Genomic DNA, 16876 nt, shown 5'->3' on the forward strand with positions numbered 1-16876 from the left:
TAGGTCCATGACCAAACTCAAAGTCGACGGCAAAGAGATCGAGGTCCCGGACCACTACACGCTGCTGCAGGCGGCGGAGGAGGCCGGCGCCGAGATTCCGCGCTTTTGCTTCCACGAGCGGCTGTCGATCGCCGGCAATTGCCGCATGTGCCTGGTCGAGGTGAAGGGCGGACCGCCGAAGCCCGCCGCCTCCTGCGCCATGGGCGTACGCGATATGCGGCCGGGGCCGAACGGCGAATTGCCGGAAGTCTTCACCAACACGCCGATGGTCAAGAAGGCCCGCGAAGGCGTGATGGAGTTCCTGCTGATCAATCATCCGCTGGACTGCCCGATCTGCGATCAGGGCGGCGAATGCGACCTGCAGGACCAGGCGATGGCGTTCGGCGTCGATTCGTCGCGCTACCAGGAGAACAAGCGCGCGGTCGAGGACAAATATATCGGCCCGCTGGTCAAGACGATCATGACGCGCTGCATCCACTGCACGCGCTGCGTCCGCTTCACCACCGAGGTCGCCGGTATTTCCGAGCTTGGCCTCGTCGGCCGTGGCGAGGACGCCGAGATCACCACCTTCCTCGAACAGGCGATGACGTCGGAGCTGCAGGGCAATGTTATTGATTTGTGCCCGGTCGGCGCGCTGACCTCGCGACCTTACGCCTTCCAGGCCCGGCCGTGGGAGCTAACCAAGACCGAGACGATCGACGTGATGGACGCCGTCGGCTCGGCGATCCGCGTCGATACGCGCGGCCGCGAGGTTATGCGAATTCTGCCGCGCATCAATGAGGAGATCAACGAGGAGTGGATCTCCGACAAGACCCGCTTCGTCTGGGACGGCCTGCGGACCCAGCGCCTCGACAAGCCCTATGTGCGCGAGAACGGTCGCCTGCGTCCGGCGAGTTGGCAGGAAGCCTTCGCCACAATCAAGGCCAAGGTCGATGGCGTCGAGGGCGCGCGACTGGGCACGATCGCCGGCGATCTTGCCGCGGTCGAGGAGATGTGGGCGCTGAAGCGTCTGATGGGCGAACTCGGCTCGGCGAATCTCGACTGCCGCCAGGACGGGGCGAAGCTTAATCCGGCCGAAGGCCGCGCCTCCTACCTGTTCAACACGACGATCGCCGGCATCGAGAATGCCGATGCACTGTTGATCGTCGGCGCCAATCCGCGCTTCGAGGCGTCGGTGCTCAACGCGCGCATCCGCAAGCGTTGGCGCATGGGCGGCTTCCCGATCGGGGTGATCGGCGAGAATGTCGATCTGCGCTACGAAACCACCTATCTCGGCGCCGGAACCGAAACGCTGTCCGATCTGGGCGCTGCCAATCGCGGCTTCCTCGATACGCTGAAAAACGCCGAACGGCCGATGATCATCGTCGGTCAGGGCGCGCTCGCCAGGGAGAACGGCGCCGACGTGCTCGCGTCGGTCGCCGCGTTGGCACGTGAAATCGGTGCCATCACCGAGGGCTGGAACGGCTTCAACGTACTGCATTCGGCGGCATCGCGGGTCGGCGGTCTCGATATCGGCTTTGTGCCAGGCGAGGGCGGCAAGACGACGACCGAGATGGCCGGCGGCGAGGTCGACGTGCTGTTCAATCTCGGCGCCGACGAGATCGACATCGCTGCAGGACCCTTCGTCGTCTACATCGGCACCCATGGCGATCGGGGAGCGCATCGCGCCGACGTAATTCTGCCGGGCGCGGCCTACACCGAAAAGTCGGGTACCTGGGTCAATGTCGAGGGCAGGGCGCAAACCGGCAGTCGGGCATCCTTCCCGCCCGGCGACGCGCGCGAGGACTGGGCGATCATCCGGGCGCTGTCAGCCGTCCTCGACAAGACGCTGCCCTTCGATTCGCTTGCGGCACTGCGGCGTGAACTGTATCAGTCGCACGCCTTCATGCGGTCGGATCGGATCGAATCGGCTGACGCGGCGGTCATCACCGGACTGGCCGATCGGGCGAAACCGCTGGCGGCGGGGACGTTCGGGTCTAATATCGGGGATTTCTATCTGACCAACCCGATCGCCCGCGCATCGAAGGTGATGGCCGAGTGCTCGCAGCTCGCAAGGGCCGAACACCTCGAAGCGGCAGAGTAAAGGACGGCTGACAGTGGCTGAATTCGTCTCCCTCTATGTCTGGCCGGGCCTGATCATTCTGGCGCAGAGTCTTCTGTTTCTTGTCGTCCTGCTCGTGCTCGTCGCTTATATCCTGTTGGCAGACCGCAAGATCTGGGCGGCGGTGCAGATGCGTCGTGGTCCCAATGTCGTCGGGCCCTGGGGGCTGTTCCAGTCCTTCGCCGATTTGCTGAAATTCGTCTTGAAGGAGCCGGTGATCCCGGCCAGCGCGGACAAGGTCGTGTTCCTGCTGGCGCCCCTGGTCGCCGTAACGCTGGCGCTCGCTACCTTCGCCGTCGTGCCGGTCGCCGAGGGCTGGGTGATCGCCGACATCAACATCGGTATTTTGTACGTCTTCGCGATCTCGTCGCTCGAAGTCTATGGCGTCATCATGGGCGGTTGGGCGTCGAACTCGAAATACGCCTTTCTCGGCGCGCTTCGCTCCGCCGCGCAGATGGTTTCCTACGAGGTCTCGATCGGCTTCGTCATCGTCACCGTGCTTCTGGCCGTTGGCTCGCTCAATCTCACCGACATCGTGCTGGCCCAGCAGGCCGGTCTCGGAACCATGGTCGGCCTGCCGAGTACCTTCCTCGACTGGCACTGGCTCGGCCTGTTCCCGATGTTCGTCATCTTCTTCATATCGGCCCTCGCAGAGACCAATCGGCCGCCCTTCGATCTCCCAGAAGCTGAGTCCGAGTTGGTCGCGGGTTTCATGGTCGAATACGGCTCGACGCCATACATGATGTTCATGCTCGGCGAGTACGCGGCGATCACGCTGATGTGCAGCCTGACGACCATCCTGTTCTTGGGGGGCTGGCTTCCGCCTTTCAACTTCGTGCCGTTCACCTGGATTCCGGGGGTCGTCTGGTTCCTAGCCAAGGTTGCGCTGGTGTTCTTCATGTTCGCGATGGTCAAGGCTTTCGTGCCGCGCTATCGCTACGACCAGTTGATGCGGCTCGGCTGGAAGGTGTTCCTGCCGATCTCGCTTGCCATGGTGGCGATCGTCGCCTTCGTCATGCAGTTCATGGGCTGGGGCGCGGCGGCCGCATGAGCGATCCGGCGATCATTGGAGCCCTGGTCGGTCTTGCCGTCGGCCTCGCGGACTTCTTTGTCCTTGGCTATCTGGCCGAGGCCGTGGCCCGCCGGCGGCCTTCGGAACGTCTCGGCGCCGGGGCGGCTCTGAACATCGCCCGCATTTCGCAGCTCGTTCTCTTTCCGGTCCTCGGCTGGTTCGTCGGGCCGGTCGTCGCCTCGAACTTGGGAGGCTAGGTCTCTTGAACGCCATCGCCCAGACCGTCAAATCCCTGTTCCTCATAGAGTTCATCAAGGCGTTCGGCCTGTCGATGCGCTATTTCTTCGCGCCGAAATCGACGGTGAACTACCCATTCGAGAAGGGGCCACAGAGTCCGCGTTTTCGTGGCGAACACGCCCTGCGGCGCTATCCCAACGGACAGGAGCGCTGCATCGCCTGCAAGTTGTGCGAGGCGATCTGCCCTGCCCAGGCGATCACTATCGAGGCCGGCCCGCGGCGCAATGACGGCACCCGTCGGACGGTGCGTTACGACATCGACATGGTGAAGTGCATCTATTGCGGCTTCTGCCAGGAAGCCTGCCCGGTCGACGCGATCGTCGAGGGGCCGAATTTCGAATTTGCCACCGAGACTCGCGAGGAACTCTACTACGACAAGGAACGATTGCTCGCGAACGGCGATCGCTGGGAGCGGGAGATCGCCCGCAACATTGCGCTCGATGCACCTTACCGCTAAGCGGGCAGGGATTTTTTCGGCCGGAGGATCGCCAGACCGGGCGCGAATCTCCGCCTGATCTGACAAGATCGACGGGGCAGGGGCGAGGACCGTCAGGCCCGTCCGATACGATCACAAGGAGCCCGAGGATGCTGGGCCTTCAGGCACTGTTTTTCTACATCTTTGCGCTGATCGCGATCGGCGCGGCGCTAATGGTCGTGTTCTCCAAGAACCCGGTCCATTCAGTCCTGTTTCTGATTACGACCTTTGTGAGCGCCGCCGGGTTGTTCTTGCTCACCGGTGCCGAATTCCTGGCGTTGATTCTCATCGTCGTCTATGTCGGTGCCGTCGCCGTGCTCTTCCTGTTCGTCGTGATGATGCTGGACGTCGACTTCGCCAAGTTGAAGCGTGGCGCGCTGCAATACGCGCCCTTCGGCGCGATCGTCGGCATCGTGCTGCTCGCCGAACTGATCATCGCGGTGACCGGCAACTATTATGACCCGCAGCTGTCCGTCGCGACGGCCATGCCGACGCCGCCGCTGGCCGAAATGTCGAACATCGAGGCGCTCGGGGCGGTGCTCTACACCCGCTACATTCTGTTTTTCCAGCTTGCAGGGCTGATCCTGTTCGTCGCGATGATCGGTGCGATCGTTTTGACCCTTCGCCACAAGGAAGGCATCCGGCGCCAGTCGATCCCGGCGCAGGTCGCTCGGAACCCGGCGACGGCGATCGAAATCCGCAAGGTCGAAAGCGGCAAGGGCATCTGAGAACGAGGAAATGAGCGCAATGGAAGTCGGTCTCGGACACTACCTTACGGTCGCGGCGATCCTGTTCGTCACGGGCGTTTTCGGCATTTTCATGAACCGCAAGAACATCATCACGATCCTGATGTCGGTCGAGTTGATCCTTCTGGCCGTCAACCTGAATTTCGTGGCGTTCTCGGCGTTTCTGAACGATCTGGTCGGGCAGGTCTTCGCGCTTTTCGTGCTGACCGTCGCCGCTGCTGAAGCGGCGATCGGCCTCGCCATCCTCGTCGTCTTCTTCCGCAATCGCGGCTCCATCGCCGTCGATGACGTCAACACGATGAAAGGCTGATCGGGCGTGTATCAGACCATCGTTCTCCTGCCGCTCGCCGGCTTCCTGATCGCCGGCCTTTTCGGCAACGCGATCGGCGCCAAGGCGTCCGAGTATATCACCTCCGGCTTCCTGATCATCGCGGCGATCCTGTCTTGGATCGGCTTCATCTCCTTCGGCTTCGGCGAAGGCGAGACGTTGCGGTTGACGCTGTTCCAATGGATGCAGTCCGGCGGCCTAGAGGTCGCCTGGTCGTTGCGGATCGACCGCCTGACCCTGGTCATGCTGGTCGTCGTCAACACGGTCTCCTCGCTCGTGCATGTCTATTCGATCGGCTACATGCACCACGATCCGAATCGGCCGCGCTTCTTCGCCTATCTGTCGCTGTTCACCTTCGCCATGCTGATGCTGGTGACGTCGAACAATCTCGTGCAGATGTTCTTCGGCTGGGAGGGCGTCGGCCTGGCCTCGTATCTCCTGATCGGCTTCTGGTACAAAAAGCCGTCGGCCAACGCGGCCGCGATGAAGGCCTTCATCGTCAACCGGGTCGGCGATTTCGGCTTCGTGCTCGGCATCTTTGGCATCTTCGTGCTATTCGGTTCGCTCAATCTCGACACGATTTTCGCCGGCGCCGCGGACATCGCCGGCCAGATGGGCGCCGAGGCGGGCGAGGCTGCGCCGGCGCTCGGCGACACCGTCCTCAACTTCGCCGGCTACTCACTGTCGATGGGCGCCGCGCTCACCGTGATCTGCCTGCTCTTGTTCATGGGCGCCATGGGCAAATCGGCCCAGATCGGGCTCCACACCTGGTTGCCCGACGCGATGGAAGGCCCGACGCCGGTCTCCGCGCTGATCCATGCCGCCACGATGGTCACGGCCGGCGTGTTTCTGGTCGCCCGCATGTCGCCGCTGTTCGAACTGAGCCACACGGCGCTGACCTTCGTGACCTTCATCGGCGCGACGACGGCGATCTTCGCCGCCACGGTCGGGCTGGTCCAGAACGACATCAAGCGGGTCATCGCCTATTCGACCTGTTCCCAGCTCGGTTACATGTTCGTTGCCCTCGGCGTCGGCGCCTACAGCGTGGCGATCTTCCACCTGTTCACCCACGCCTTTTTCAAGGCGCTGTTGTTCCTCGGCGCCGGCTCCGTAATCCACGCTGTCTCCGACGAGCAGGATATGCGGCGCATGGGTGGGCTCAAGAAGCATATTCCCGTCACGTATTGGTTGATGGTGATCGGCACGCTGGCGCTGACCGGCTTTCCGTTCACGGCGGGCTATTTCTCCAAGGATGCCGTCATTGAGGCAGCTTTCGTCGGTGAGAATGCCTTCGCCACGTATGGCTGGGGTCTGACGGTCCTGGCGGCACTGTTGACCAGCTTCTATTCGTGGCGCCTGATTTTCATGACGTTCCACGGCAAGCCGCGCGCGTCCGCCGATGTCATGCATCACATCCACGAATCGCCGATGGTGATGCTGGTGCCGCTGTTCGTGCTGGCGGCCGGCGCGCTGTTCGCCGGTATCCTGTTTGAGGGGGCCTTCATCGGCGAGGGTTACGGGGAGTTCTGGCTCGCATCACTGTTCAGCGGCGCCGGGAACGAAGTTCTGCACGACATCCACGACGTGCCCTTCGCCATCGCTTTCCTGCCGGCCGTCATGATGGCGATTGGCTTCGCGATCGCTTGGCTGTTCTACATCCGCTCACCCGAGCTGCCGCATCGGTTGGCCGAACGGCATCGCGGCCTCTACACGTTCCTCTTGAACAAGTGGTATTTCGACGAGCTCTACGGCTTTCTTTTCGTACGCCCGGCGAAGGCGCTCGGACGCTTCCTGTGGAAGACCGGCGACGGCAAGGTGATTGACGGGCTCGGACCTGACGGTGTCTCGGCGCGTGTCCTGGATGTCACCAATCGCGTGGTCCGCCTGCAGACCGGCTACCTTTATCACTATGCCTTCGCGATGCTGATCGGCATCGCGGCGCTGGTCACTTGGACGATGCTCGGGGGGGCGAACTGATGAGCGACTGGCCGATCCTTTCGACCGTCACCTTCCTGCCGCTGGTTGGCGCGCTGCTGATCCTGTTTATCAAGGACGAGAGCGAACTGGCGCGACGCAATATCCGCACCGTCGCATTGCTGACCACGGTCTTCACTTTCGTGGTCTCGTTATGGATCTGGATCGAATTCGACACGTCGAATCCGGATTTCCAGATGGTCGAGCGGATGGACTGGCTCGGCAGCGGGATCACCTATCACATGGGTGTCGACGGCATCTCGATGCTGTTCGTGATCCTGACGACCTTCCTCATGCCGATCTGCATCCTCGCGAGCTACGAGTCCGTGCAGACCCGCGTGAAGGAATACATGATCGCCTTCCTGGTGCTGGAGACGCTGGTGGTCGGCGTTTTCTGCGCGCTCGATCTTGTGCTTTTCTACGTCTTCTTCGAGGGCGGCCTCATCCCGATGTTCCTGATCATCGGCGTGTGGGGCGGCAAGCGACGGATCTACGCGAGCTACAAGTTCTTCCTCTACACGTTCCTCGGCTCGGTGCTGATGCTGATCGCCATCATGGCGATGTATTGGGACGCCGGCACCAGCTCGATACCGGAGCTCTTGCAGCACAACTTCCCGGCTTCGATGCAGCCCTGGCTTTGGTTCGCCTTCTTCGCCAGCTTCGCGGTGAAGATGCCGATGTGGCCGGTCCACACCTGGTTGCCCGACGCCCATGTCGAGGCGCCGACAGCGGGATCGGTGATCCTGGCCGGCATCCTCTTGAAGCTTGGCGGCTACGGCTTCCTGCGCTTTTCGCTACCGATGTTCCCGCTGGCCTCGGCCGATTTCGCGCCGTTCATCTTCACTCTTTCGGTTGTCGCGATCATCTACACCTCGCTGGTGGCGCTCATGCAGGAGGACATCAAGAAGCTGATCGCCTATTCCTCCGTCGCGCATATGGGCTTCGTGACGATGGGTATTTTCGCGGCCAACCAGCAGGGCGTCGAGGGAGCGATTTTCCAGATGCTCTCGCACGGGCTGGTTTCCGGCGCGCTGTTCCTTTGCGTCGGGGTCGTTTATGACCGCATGCACACCCGTGAGATCAGCGCTTATGGCGGCCTGGTCAACCGGATGCCGCATTATGCAACCGCGATGCTGATCTTCACCATGGCCAATGTCGGGCTGCCGGGGACGAGCGGCTTCGTCGGCGAGTTCCTGACCCTGGTCGGGGTGTTCCAGGTAAACAGCTGGGTGGCGATCTTCGCGACGACCGGTGTCATCCTGTCGGCGGCCTATGCCCTGTGGCTCTATCGGCGGGTCATCTTCGGCGCGCTGGAGAAGGAGAGCCTGCGTGCGATCCTCGACCTGTCGCGGCGTGAGAAGATCCTGCTCTATCCGCTTGTTGCCCTGGTGATTTTCTTCGGCGTCTATCCGATGCCGGTCTTCAACGTGACGGCGGCATCGGTCGAGTCGATGCTCAATACCTACACCGCAGCCCTGGAGGCGGCCCAATCGGTCGCCCTGGCGCAGTAACAGCGGGGATCGGACGCATATGTATTCGCAAATGGTCGCCTCGAGTCTGCCGATCGTCGGTCCTGAACTGATCATGGCGGGAGGCGCGATGCTCCTTCTGATGATCGGTGTCTTCGCCGGTGAGCGCAGCGCCCAGACGGTGACCGGCCTGTCGGTCGCGCTGATCATCATCGCCGGGCTCTGGCTCGTCTTCGTTACGCCTTATGGCGAGGCCTTTGGCGGCTCTTTCGTGCTCGATCCCTTTGCCGGATTCATGAAGGTTCTGGTGCTTGTCGGCTCGGCGGCCGCGGTGATCATGTCGGTCGGCTTCGCCGAGAGCGAGCGGTTCAACCGGTTCGAGTTTCCGGTGCTGATCGTGCTGTCGACGACCGGCATGATGGTCATGGTGTCGGCCGGCGACCTGATCACGCTCTATCTCGGGCTCGAACTGCAGTCGCTGGCGATCTACGTTCTCGCCGCGATCAACCGAGATTCGGCCCGTTCGACCGAAGCCGGCCTGAAATATTTCGTCCTTGGCGCGTTGTCCTCGGGCATGCTGCTTTACGGCGCTTCGATGGTCTACGGCTTTACCGGTCAGATCGAATTCGGCGCGATCGCATCGGCGATCACCGGCGAGGGACGCTCCCTCGGCCTCGTCGTTGGCCTGGTGTTTGTACTCGCTGGCCTTGCCTTCAAGATTTCGGCGGTGCCGTTCCACATGTGGACGCCCGACGTCTACGAGGGCGCGCCGACCCCGATTACCGCCTTCCTTGCCGGTGCGCCTAAGGTCGCGGCCATGGCGCTTATTACCCGCTTCACAGTGCAGGGCTTCGAGCCGCTGCAGGTGGATTGGCAGCAGATCATCGTCTTCATCTCGATCGCCTCGATGGCGTTCGGTGCCTTCGCGGCGATCGGTCAGCGCAATTTCAAGCGTCTGATGGCCTATTCCTCGATCGGCCATATGGGATTTGCGCTGGTGGGCCTCGCCGCGGCCAATGTCGAAGGCGTCCGCGGCGTCCTGATCTACATGACCGTCTATCTGGCGATGACGCTGGGCACTTTCGCCGTGATCCTCGCCATGCGGCGCAAGGATGGCGTGGTCGAGGAAATCGAGGATCTGGCCGGTTTGTCGAAGACCAATCCGGTGATGGCGCTGTTCCTGACGATCTTGATGCTGTCGCTTGCCGGATTGCCGCCGCTCGCCGGTTTCTTCGCCAAATATTTCGTATTCATGGCGGCGGTCGAGGCGGAACTTTACGCCTTGGCGGTCATCGGCGTACTGGCAAGCGTCGTCGGGCTTTACTATTATCTAAGGATCGTGAAGTTGATGTGGTTCGATGAACCATCGGCGGAGTTCGTGCCGATGGCGATGGAGTTGCGGCTGGTTCTGTGGGCTGCGGCGCTGTTCATCTTCCCCGTCTACCTTTTCATCGGGGGGCCGCTCTTCACCGCTGCCGAGGCCGCTGCGCGGACGTTTTTCTGACGGTGCCGACGGGCGCGAAAGCACCACGACGACGCCTCGCTCTCGGCGAAGTCGCCTCGACGAATTCAGTGGCGTTGGAGGCCGCGCGCGCCGGCGATCCGGGGCCCTTGTGGGTCACGGCTGAACGTCAGTTGGCGGGACGCGGCCGCAGAGGCCGGGCGTGGGTCTCGGAGCCGGGAAACCTCTATGCAAGTTGGCTGGTCATCGACCCGGCGCCACTGGTGCATCTGTCGAATCTGCCGCTGGTCGCCTCGCTTGGGGTGCGGAACGCTCTCACCAGGCTCACGGGCGCTGACAAAGGGCTGGTCGCGGTCAAATGGCCGAATGACGTTCTCGTCAGGGGCCGTAAGGCAGTCGGCATTCTCCTGGAAAGCGAGCGTTTGTCGGATGGAAGGATGGCCGTCGTCATCGGCTGCGGGGTCAACGTCGCCCATGTGCCCGATGGCACGCCGTACGAGGTGACCAGCCTGACGCGGGAGGGCGTGTACTGCGACCTCGATGCCATCTTCGCTTCCGTGGCTGAAGAGGTGGAACGCGCCCTGGCGATCTTCCGGCGCGGCGAGGGATTTGCCGCGATCAGGCGCGAATGGCTTGCCCATGCCTTGGGGCTCGGCCAGGCCTGCCGGGTCAATCTTGCCGACGGGACGCTGACGGGACGCTTCGAGGCGCTCGACGAGCGTGGTCGGCTGATATTGCGCGGTGATGACGGCAAGACCACCGCGGTTTCGGCCGGCGATCTGTTTTTTCTGGAGAGCGACGAGCGCATGGCGCCACCGGTCTTCGCCGTTTAGGGCGGCAATCGAACGACGACGAATGTAACTGAAGCAAACCCGAATGAGCTGCGTGGGTCGATCATGACCGGGCGGGGCAAAGACGCGAAAGAAGAGTGAAGTTTGAACAAGCTAATGTTTGTGCCGCTCGGCGGCATCGGTGAGATCGGCATGAATCTCGCCATGTACGGCTATGGGCCGGATGATGATCGACAGTGGATCGTGGTCGACTGCGGCGTCTCCTTTGCCGGTCCCGACTTTCCGGGGGTCGATCTCGTTCTTCCCGATATCCGGTTTCTGGAAAAGCAGAAGAATGCGCTGAAGGGGATCGTCATCACCCATGCGCATGAGGACCACTATGGTGCTCTGCTCGATCTTTGGCCGAAGCTGAAGGTTCCGGTCTACGCAACCGCTTTCACCGCTGCGTTGCTGGCAGCCAAGCGGGAAGGGGAGCCGGGTGCGCCGAAGATTCCGGTGGAATTGTTCGCGGCAGGTGATCGCTTCAACGTCGGTCCTTTCGAGATCGAGGGGATCAACGTCACGCACTCGATCCCCGAACCGGTGGCGTTGGCGATCCGTTCGCCGGCCGGCACGGTCGTGCACACCGGCGACTGGAAAATCGATCCGACACCGGCGCTCGGCGCGCCGACCGACGAGAAGCGGTTGCGGGAAATCGGCGATGAAGGCGTCCTTGCCATGGTCGCCGATTCCACCAACGCGCTTCGCGAGGGCGACAGCCCCAGCGAAACGGCGGTCTCGGCTTCGCTTGCCGAAATCATCCGCGGCGCCAAGGGTCGCGTTGCCGTCACCACCTTCTCCTCCAATGTCGGGCGCATCCGCTCGATCGCGGCGGCGGCTCGCGATGCCGGGCGGCAAGTGCTGCTGATGGGGCGCTCGATGCGGCGAATGATCGATGTCGCGACCGAGCTGGGCTATATGGACGGCATTCCGCCGTTCCTTGGCGAGCAGGATTTCGGCTACATCCCGCCTGAGAAGGCGGTGATCATTCTGACCGGTAGCCAGGGCGAGGCCCGCGCCGCGCTGGCGCGCATCGCGCGGGACGAGCATCCGAGCGTCGCGCTGTCGCGAGGCGACCTTGTGATTTTCTCCTCGCGCGCTATTCCCGGCAACGAGAAGCTCATCATCGACATCAAGAACGCGCTGATCGAACGGGGCGTCAAGGTGCTCGAGGATGGTGAGCAACTCGTCCACGTCTCCGGCCATCCGCGTCGCAGCGAGATGCGCCAGATGTATGAGTGGGTGCGACCGACGATCGCCATTCCGGCCCATGGCGAGGCTGCGCATCTGACCGCCCACGCGGCTCTCGCGCGGGAACTGGGGATCAAGCAGGTGGTCGAGGCGCGCAACGGACGCGCCGTCCAACTGGCGCCCGGCGCCGCCCAGGTCATCCATGAGGTTCCGGTCGGACGCCTTTACAAGGACGGGCGCCTGATCGGGACGGCTGAGGCGATGGGTATCAACGAGCGCCGTCGGCTGTCCTTCGTCGGACATGTGGCGGTGCTGGTGGAATTGGACGCCAAGCTGGAATTGCGCGAGGATCCCGACCTCGTGGCGCTCGGCCTGCCGCAGGATGACGCAGCCGGTGAGGAGATCGAGGACGTCCTGATCGATGCCGCCGCCGGCGCTGTCGAGAGCACGCCACGCAACCGCCGCAAGGATCTCGACAAACTGGGCGAGTCTGTCCGTCGTGCGGTGCGCGGGGCCGCTTTCGAGGCGTGGGGCAAGAAGCCGATCGTCACGGTGTTCGTCACGCGATCCTGAAACGTTTCGAGGGAAACGCCATGCTCGGTCGACTGAATCATGTGGCTCTGGCCGTCCCCGACCTTGCGGGGGCGGTACGGCGCTATCGCGAGACGCTGGGGGCGACGGTCTCGGAGTCGCAGGCGCTGCCCGAGCATGGTGTGACGGTCGTCTTCGTGGAACTCGGCAACACCAAGGTCGAGCTCCTCGAGCCGCTGGGCGAAGCGTCGCCCATCGCCGCGTTTCTCGCCAAGAATCCGAAGGGCGGCATGCACCATATCTGCTATGAGGTGTCCGACCTGAAGGCGGCACGGGATCGGATGATCGCCGGCGGAGCGAGGGTGCTCGGCGATGGCGAGCCGAAGATCGGGGCGCATGGGCGCCCCGTATTGTTCATCCATCCCGGTGACATGTTCGGCACGCTGACCGAACTCGAGGAGGTCTGACATTGGGCTGGATATCGGGGATCGCGATCTATTTCATCATCTGGTGGGTGTCGCTGTTCGTCATTCTGCCGCTGGGCGTGCGCTCGCAGGTCGAAGACGATGACGTGGTTCTCGGGACGGCGCATAGCGCGCCGTCCAACGCCCGGATGGGGCGCAAGATATTGCAGACGACGGTGCTCGCGACGGCGATCTTCGCGGTCTTCTACTTGGTGACGCAGGTCTATGGCTTCGGGCCGGATGACCTTCCGCATATTATCCCCGGCACCTGATACCGGCCTGCGGAGGAGTGCGGCACAAAAAAAATGCAAGGCTTTCACCTTGCATTCTAGGTCGCGTGCCTGGATTTCCCGCCGGTGACTTTGACCGGGGCTGCGACGACTGCCGCGCCGGAAACCACGTCCTCCCAAGACTAGACCGCAAATATGGCGCCTTGCCGGCGCCTTTTTTATGCAAGCAAAGGTTAGCCAGCGCCGCGACGATTGTCACGTGAATTTTGCGGCTGTGTCATTTTTTGATCGCGCCGTCGCCACGACAATGCCGTGGTCAGCCTGATTTGTCGCCGATGCGTCGATGGCGCGTTGCCGTCTTTCCAATCAGGGACCAAGCGTTTAAGAGGCGACCGTGCGGCCATGGCGCCGCGGCAAACCGACTTCACCGGATTCCTCATGCGCCTGTCGCGATATTTTCTGCCCATTCTCAAGGAAACCCCGAAGGAAGCGGAGATCGTCTCCCATCGGCTGATGCTGCGTGCCGGCATGATCCGCCAACAGGCGGCGGGGATCTATTCCTTTCTGCCGCTCGGCAAGCGCGTGCTCGACCGCGTCTGCCGGATCATCCGCGAGGAGCAGGACCGCTCCGGGGCGATAGAGCTGTTGATGCCGACGATTCAGCCGGCCGATCTGTGGCGCGAGAGCGGTCGCTATGATGACTACGGCAAGGAGATGTTGCGGATCGAGGATCGCCACGAGCGCGATCTTTTGTTCGGGCCGACCAATGAGGAGATGGTGACCGACATTTTTCGGTCTTACGTCCGCTCCTACAAGGATCTGCCGCTCAATCTCTACCATATCCAGTGGAAGTTCCGGGACGAGGTCCGGCCCCGCTTCGGCGTCATGCGTTCCCGGGAATTCCTGATGAAGGACGCCTATTCCTTCGACATCGACTTCGACCGCGCCAAGACCGCCTACGACCGGATGTTCGTCTCCTATCTGCGGACCTTCCAGCGCTGCGGGCTGAAGGCGATTCCGATGCGGGCGGATACGGGACCGATCGGCGGCGATCTGAGCCATGAATTCATCATCCTCGCCTCGACTGGCGAGAGCGAAGTGTTCTGTCACCGCGACTATCTCGATCTCGACGTGCCGGGCGAAGATGTCGATTTCGACGACGCGGACGGTCTTGCCGAGATCGTCAAGTCCTGGACCACGCCATACGCAGCGACGGATGAGATGCACGATACCGCCGCCTGGGACGCGTTGCCGGAGGACGAGAAGATCGCCGCGCGCGGCATTGAGGTCGGGCACATCTTCCATTTCGGCACCAAATATTCCGAGCCGTTGAAAGCGGTCGTTACCGGCCCCGACGGCAAGGACGTGCCGGTCCATATGGGCTCATACGGCATCGGGCCGAGCCGTCTATTGGCGGCGATCATCGAGGCTTCGCACGACGAGAACGGCATCATCTGGCCGAAATCTGTCGCGCCCTTCGATGTCGGTCTCATCAACATGAAGCCGGGCGATGCTGCCTGCGACGCGGCTTGCGACGACCTCTACCGCCAGCTTCAGGCCGCCGGTCTCGACGTCCTTTATGACGATCAGGACACGCGCGCCGGAGCCAAGTTCGCCTCCATGGACCTGATCGGCCTGCCGCTGCAGGTTATCGTCGGTCCGCGCGGCGCCAAGGCGGGCGAGGCGGAAGTCAAGGTGAGGGCGACCGGCGAGCGCGATACGCTGTCGCTCACTGCCGTTGTCGAGCGGGTACTGGCGTGAGCGATACCCCTTTCGCAGGTACGGCGCCTGAGGGCCGCACCTCGACCCGGCCGTTCTCGCGCTTCGAGTGGATGTTGGCGGGTCGCTATCTGAGGTCGCGGCGCCGCGATGCCGGGGTGTCGGTGATCGCCGGTTTCTCCTTTGTCGGGATCATGCTCGGCGTGGCCGCGCTGATCATCGTGATGTCGGTGATGAACGGATTTCGCGGCGAGCTTCTGACCCGCATTCTCGGCGTCAACGGTCATGTCATCATGCTTCCGATCGACCAGCCGCTCCGCGATTACGACGAAGTCACCAAGCGCATCGCGGCTGTGCCCGGCGTCGATTTCGCGATGCCCTTGGTGCAGGGGCAGGTGCTGGCCTCGGGCGCCGGGACATCGAACACCGGCGCGCTGGTCAAGGGCGTCCGCGGCGCCGACCTCGACGAACTCGCTCCCGTTTCGGAGAACATCCGGCAGGGCACGCTGGCCGAATTCGACACCGGCGGTGGTGTGGCGATCGGTATCCGGCTGGCCGAGGCGCTGGGACTGCGGCTGAACGACAACATCACCTTGATCTCGCCTGAGGGCGACGTGACGCCTCTCGGCACGACCCCCCGCGTCAAGGCGTATCCGGTTACTGCGATCTTCGAGATCGGGTTGTCGGAGTACGACGCAGCCTATGTCTATATGCCCTTGTCGGAGGCGCAGCTGTTCTTCAATCAGGATGACCAGGTGCAGTCGATCGAGATGTTCGTCGATGATCCGGACGCCGTCCGCGCGCTGCAGCCGAAGGTGGAGGCGGCGGCCGGGCGTCCGAACTACACCGTCACCTGGCAGGACCAGAACGCCTCGTTCTTCTCGGCGCTGGAGGTCGAGCGGAACGTCATGTTCATCATCCTGACGCTGATCATCCTGGTGGCCGCCCTCAACATCATCTCCGGCCTGTTCATGCTGGTGAAGGACAAGGGACGGGATATCGCGATCCTCAGGACCATGGGGGCGACCAGGGGGGCCGTGATGCGGGTGTTCCTGATCACGGGCGCCTCGATCGGCCTCGCCGGGACATTCGCCGGACTGGTCTTGGGCGTCCTGTTCGGCCTCAATATCGAAAACATCCGGCAGTTCTTCTCGTGGCTGTCCGGGACGGTGTTGTTCAATCCCGAGTTCTATTTCCTTAGCCGGCTTCCCGCCGAGATCGATCCGACCGAGGTGGTGCTGGTCGTGGCGATGGCGGTCGGCCTGTCGTTTCTGGCGACGATCCTGCCGTCCTGGCAGGCATCGCGGCTCGATCCGGTCGAGGCGTTGCGGTACGAATGATGGCTGAGACCTTTGCGCTGCGGCTCGATCAGGTCGGGCGGCATTACAAGCAGGGCGATGACCGCCTGACCATTCTCGACGCGGCTGACGTCGGCATCAGCGCCGGTGAGATGGTGGCGCTGGTGGCTCCGTCGGGAGCGGGGAAGTCGACGCTGCTTCACATCGCCGGCTTGCTGGAACGTCCGAATGCCGGCGAGGTCTATATCGATGGCGAGGCTTGCGGCAGTCTCGGCGACGACAGGCGGACCGAGATGCGCCGTCGCTCGATCGGTTTCGTCTACCAGTTCCACCATCTGTTGCCGGAGTTCTCCGCGCTCGAGAACGTCATGCTGCCCCAGATGATTCTCGGCCGGAGCCGTGCCGAAGCCGCTGAGCGGTCGCGGGAACTTCTCGACTACATGCGCATCGGCCCACGGGCTAACCACCGTCCGGCCGAGCTGTCAGGCGGTGAGCAACAGCGCGTCGCGATCGCCCGGGCGGTCGCCAATGCGCCGCATGTGCTGCTCGCCGACGAACCGACCGGCAATCTCGATCCGACGACGGCGGGCTACGTGTTCGATGCGCTGACGGCGCTGGTGCGCCAGTCCGGCGTGGCGGCCCTGATCGCGACCCATAATCACGAACTTGCCGCGCGCATGGACCGGGCCGTCACCATCGAGGCCGGGAAAGTCGTTCCGCTCCAGATAGACTGAACCGCGGCCGATCGT

16 protein-coding genes are annotated in these 16876 nt (G+C 62.9%); all 16 read left to right on the forward strand.

The annotated features are described in order from the left end of the window. Nucleotides 1-7: 7 nt before the first annotated feature. The gene (nuoG, locus tag ING15_RS08220) at nucleotides 8-2083 is read left to right on the forward strand and encodes an NADH-quinone oxidoreductase subunit NuoG (RefSeq protein WP_206454303.1); all 2076 of its coding nucleotides are present in this window, start codon (nucleotides 8-10) and stop codon (nucleotides 2081-2083) included. Between the two features lie 13 nt (nucleotides 2084-2096). After that, nucleotides 2097-3152 carry an NADH-quinone oxidoreductase subunit NuoH gene (gene nuoH, locus ING15_RS08225; protein WP_206454304.1) on the forward strand — a complete coding sequence of 352 codons (1056 nt, stop codon included), beginning with the start codon at nucleotides 2097-2099 and terminating at the stop codon, nucleotides 3150-3152. Next, a complete protein-coding gene (locus ING15_RS08230; protein WP_206454305.1) occupies nucleotides 3149-3370 on the forward strand; it encodes a hypothetical protein in 222 nt (73 codons plus the stop codon). The genes nuoH and ING15_RS08230 overlap by 4 nt, the downstream gene beginning before the upstream one ends. Before the next feature lie 5 nt (nucleotides 3371-3375). Beyond that, a complete protein-coding gene (nuoI, locus tag ING15_RS08235) occupies nucleotides 3376-3867 on the forward strand; it encodes an NADH-quinone oxidoreductase subunit NuoI (protein ID WP_206454306.1) in 492 nt (163 codons plus the stop codon). 128 nt (nucleotides 3868-3995) lie between these two features. Beyond that, nucleotides 3996-4613 carry an NADH-quinone oxidoreductase subunit J gene (locus ING15_RS08240; RefSeq protein ID WP_206454307.1) on the forward strand — a complete coding sequence of 206 codons (618 nt, stop codon included), beginning with the start codon at nucleotides 3996-3998 and terminating at the stop codon, nucleotides 4611-4613. Nucleotides 4614-4632: 19 nt separating this feature from the next. Then, complete coding sequence (gene nuoK / locus ING15_RS08245; protein ID WP_206454386.1) at nucleotides 4633-4941, forward strand: NADH-quinone oxidoreductase subunit NuoK; 309 nt, start codon at nucleotides 4633-4635, stop codon at nucleotides 4939-4941. Between the two features lie 6 nt (nucleotides 4942-4947). Further along, nucleotides 4948-6936 carry an NADH-quinone oxidoreductase subunit L gene (nuoL, locus tag ING15_RS08250; RefSeq protein WP_206454308.1) on the forward strand — a complete coding sequence of 663 codons (1989 nt, stop codon included), beginning with the start codon at nucleotides 4948-4950 and terminating at the stop codon, nucleotides 6934-6936. After that, nucleotides 6936-8444: an NADH-quinone oxidoreductase subunit M gene (locus tag ING15_RS08255; RefSeq protein WP_206454309.1), complete on the forward strand. Its 1509-nt coding sequence runs from the start codon at nucleotides 6936-6938 to the stop codon at nucleotides 8442-8444. The genes nuoL and ING15_RS08255 overlap by 1 nt, the downstream gene beginning before the upstream one ends. Before the next feature lie 19 nt (nucleotides 8445-8463). After that, on the forward strand, nucleotides 8464-9906 hold the full coding sequence (nuoN, locus tag ING15_RS08260; RefSeq protein ID WP_206454310.1) for an NADH-quinone oxidoreductase subunit NuoN: 1443 nt from the start codon (nucleotides 8464-8466) through the stop codon (nucleotides 9904-9906). A gap of 2 nt (nucleotides 9907-9908) precedes the next feature. Further along, on the forward strand, nucleotides 9909-10697 hold the full coding sequence (locus ING15_RS08265) for a biotin--[acetyl-CoA-carboxylase] ligase (protein WP_206454311.1): 789 nt from the start codon (nucleotides 9909-9911) through the stop codon (nucleotides 10695-10697). Between the two features lie 114 nt (nucleotides 10698-10811). Beyond that, complete coding sequence (locus ING15_RS08270) at nucleotides 10812-12458, forward strand: ribonuclease J (RefSeq protein ID WP_206454387.1); 1647 nt, start codon at nucleotides 10812-10814, stop codon at nucleotides 12456-12458. A gap of 20 nt (nucleotides 12459-12478) precedes the next feature. After that, nucleotides 12479-12883 carry a methylmalonyl-CoA epimerase gene (mce, locus tag ING15_RS08275; RefSeq protein ID WP_206454312.1) on the forward strand — a complete coding sequence of 135 codons (405 nt, stop codon included), beginning with the start codon at nucleotides 12479-12481 and terminating at the stop codon, nucleotides 12881-12883. 2 nt (nucleotides 12884-12885) lie between these two features. After that, entirely contained in the window at nucleotides 12886-13152 is a 267-nt protein-coding gene (locus ING15_RS08280) for a DUF1467 family protein (protein WP_206454313.1), read from the forward strand. Nucleotides 13153-13548: 396 nt separating this feature from the next. Then, entirely contained in the window at nucleotides 13549-14871 is a 1323-nt protein-coding gene (gene proS / locus ING15_RS08285) for a proline--tRNA ligase (RefSeq protein ID WP_206454388.1), read from the forward strand. A 71-nt stretch (nucleotides 14872-14942) separates the two neighbouring features. Beyond that, on the forward strand, nucleotides 14943-16169 hold the full coding sequence (locus tag ING15_RS08290) for a lipoprotein-releasing ABC transporter permease subunit (RefSeq protein ID WP_206454389.1): 1227 nt from the start codon (nucleotides 14943-14945) through the stop codon (nucleotides 16167-16169). After that, a complete protein-coding gene (locus tag ING15_RS08295) occupies nucleotides 16169-16861 on the forward strand; it encodes an ABC transporter ATP-binding protein (RefSeq protein WP_206454314.1) in 693 nt (230 codons plus the stop codon). Before ING15_RS08290 ends, ING15_RS08295 begins: the two co-directional genes overlap by 1 nt. Nucleotides 16862-16876 lie beyond the last annotated feature (15 nt).

It is taken from the genome of Aurantimonas marina, from assembly GCF_017183135.1.
GTDB classification, from domain to species: domain Bacteria; phylum Pseudomonadota; class Alphaproteobacteria; order Rhizobiales; family Rhizobiaceae; genus Aurantimonas; species Aurantimonas marina.